Origin of the sequence: Blastomonas sp. (assembly GCF_041747255.1) — a bacterium.
Lineage (GTDB): Bacteria > Pseudomonadota > Alphaproteobacteria > Sphingomonadales > Sphingomonadaceae > Blastomonas.
This window is the reverse complement of record NZ_JBGTFM010000300.1, coordinates 1-2,304: the sequence shown is the minus strand read 5'-3', so window position 1 is coordinate 2,304 and position 2,304 is coordinate 1. Positions and strand designations below refer to the sequence as shown.

Sequence of the window (2,304 nt, the reverse complement as noted above, 5' to 3'; positions counted from 1 at the left end):
AATTTCCGCCGAACGCAGCAGTGCCTTGGTCGGGATACAACCCCAATTGAGACAGACGCCGCCCAGATTCTCCCGCTCCACAATCGCAGTCTTCAGACCCAGCTGCGCGCAGCGGATCGCCGCGACATAGCCGCCGGGGCCCGAACCAAGAACGATCACATCATATTGGGAAGCCATTTGCACTCCTTTGGCAATTGTACGGCACCGTGCAGCTTAACCCGCAACAAGTTCAACGTATTTCGCTTCTACCCAGCCAAAATGACAGGGGCCTCTATAGGGTTCGGGTTTGGCGAGCGCGCTGCTGACGCGGCAATCGCCCAATTCCTGAAATTCGCCTTTGGGATAGACAATCCCTTGCCAATCCTCGTCCGCTTCGCACAACCAGACCAATGTGGACACCGCAAGTTCATCGGTCACCTTGGCGACTTCATTGGCCTCTGCGCGAACACGCAGCAGATCGCCCTTGCGCGGTTCGAGACTATTGACCCGGCCGATACCGGGGCACGCATCCGTTTGAGGACCCTCAAGGCCGACTAGCGGAGTCCGGATGGGTTCTTCGACCGGGTGTGCGGACGGGGCACTGGCCAGCACCAGCACCGCGATGGCGGCAAACGCTGTCAGGCCCACTCGCTTCACGCCACCAATCCGAGTGGATTCTCCACGATGTGCTGGAATGCCTGCATCAATTGCGCGCCGTCCGCCCCGTCAATGGCGCGGTGGTCGAAACTGCCGGTGGCGCTCATCACTGTGGCGACAGACAAGGCGCCATCGACCACTGCTGGTCGTTTCTCGCCCGCGCCGACGGCCAGAATCATCGCTTGCGGCGGGTTGATCACGGCATCGAATTGCTTGATCCCGAACATGCCGAGGTTGGACAGGCTGGCTGTGCCGCCCTGATATTCATGCGGCTGCAATTTGCCGTCGCGCGCCTTGCCGGCCAATTCCTTCATCTCGGTGGAAATCGCGGAGATCGACTTGCTGCCGGCATCTACGATGATCGGTGTGATCAGGCCGGACGGCGCGGCAACCGCTACCGAAATATCAGCGCGCGAATATTTGCGCAATTCATCGCCTGCAAAGCTGACATTGCAGGATGGTACCTGCATCAGCGCCTTGGCCAGCCCCTTGATCAGCAGATCGTTCACCGACAGTTTGATGCCTTGCGATTCGAGCGCCGCGTTGAGCTCGCCGCGCAATTTGAGCAGCGCGTCGAGCCGAACATCAAGCGTAAGGTAAATATGCGGGATCGTCTGCTTTGCCTCTGTCAGGCGGCGCGCGATGGTTTTGCGGATATTGTTGTGCTTCACCGCTTCGAAGGGGATGCCGAAATCGGGGATTTTCAACGACGGGACAGAGGCGGCTGCGGCGGGGGATGGTGCGGCGGCCACGCCAGCTGGCGCGCCTGCTTGCGTGTCTTCGACATCCGCCTTTACAATCCGGCCGTTGGGGCCTGATCCGGTCACCTCCGCCAGATCGATACCCTTCTGTTCGGCGATGCGCTTTGCCAGGGGAGATGCGATAATCCGGTCCCCCGAAGGAGACGGGGCGGGCGTGGCAGCTGCGGCTGGGGCTGGTGTTGCGGCGGGTGCCGGGGCCGCTTCAGGAGCGGGTTGTTCTTCGGATTTTGCTGGAGCAGGAGCCGCTTCGGCACCTTCCGCAACATCCTCGTCTTCCCCGGCCAGCGTTGCGATGATCGTGCCGACCTTCACCCCTTCTGACCCTTCGCTGACATCAATGCTGACGATCGTACCTTCGTCAACCGCTTCGAATTCCATTGTGGCCTTGTCGGTTTCGATCTCGGCCATGATGTCGCCGGAACTGACCTTGTCGCCGACTTTGACGAGCCAGCGTGCGAGCGTGCCTTCTTCCATGGTGGGGGACAGGGCGGGCATCTTGATCGGTGTTGGCATGGGTGATCTACGGATCCTGTAAATTGGGCTGGATAACCTCTGGCCAATTTGCCGCCAGCGGGCAAGGTTCTTGCACCGAATACGTTTTCATCGGATAGTTCGGCAAGGGAGAATTCGAATGCGGGTCTATCTGGTGATCATGGACGAGACGGACGAGGCGCGCGTTGCGCTGCGCTTTGCGTCTCGCCGGGCGGCTGCCAGCGGCGCCGCAGTGCATATTCTGGCACTGGTCGCAAAGCAGAATTTCAACGCTTTCGGCGGGGTCCAGGCGACCATCGAGCAGGAGGCCTATGACCGTGCAGAGGTCATGGCCAGCAGCGCAGCCGGCAGCCTGTTTTCCGAAAGCGGGAAAATGCCCAGTATCGCGGTGCGGACCGGATCGGGCCAGGCAGTC

The 2,304-nt window shown here is 60.7% G+C and carries 4 protein-coding genes; 1 reads left to right on the top strand and 3 read right to left on the bottom strand.

All coding sequences use genetic code 11. The annotated features are described in order from the left end of the window. From ACEW8G_RS10370 to ACEW8G_RS10360, 3 genes are all read right to left on the bottom strand, one after another. Positions 1 to 177, bottom strand: a 177-nt coding sequence (locus tag ACEW8G_RS10370) for an FAD-dependent oxidoreductase (protein ID WP_373488347.1), incomplete at its 3' end; no start/stop codon positions are given. A gap of 36 nt (positions 178 to 213) precedes the next feature. Then, positions 214 to 627: a hypothetical protein gene (locus tag ACEW8G_RS10365; protein WP_373488346.1), complete on the bottom strand. Its 414-nt coding sequence runs from the start codon at positions 625 to 627 to the stop codon at positions 214 to 216. Positions 628 to 632: 5 nt separating this feature from the next. Beyond that, positions 633 to 1,910, bottom strand: coding sequence for a pyruvate dehydrogenase complex dihydrolipoamide acetyltransferase (locus tag ACEW8G_RS10360; RefSeq protein WP_373488345.1), 1,278 nt, complete (start codon positions 1,908 to 1,910; stop codon positions 633 to 635). A gap of 118 nt (positions 1,911 to 2,028) precedes the next feature. Between ACEW8G_RS10360 and ACEW8G_RS10355 the strand changes: the two genes are divergently transcribed. Beyond that, a partial coding sequence (locus ACEW8G_RS10355) for a universal stress protein (RefSeq protein WP_373488344.1) occupies positions 2,029 to 2,304 on the top strand: 276 nt, incomplete at its 3' end.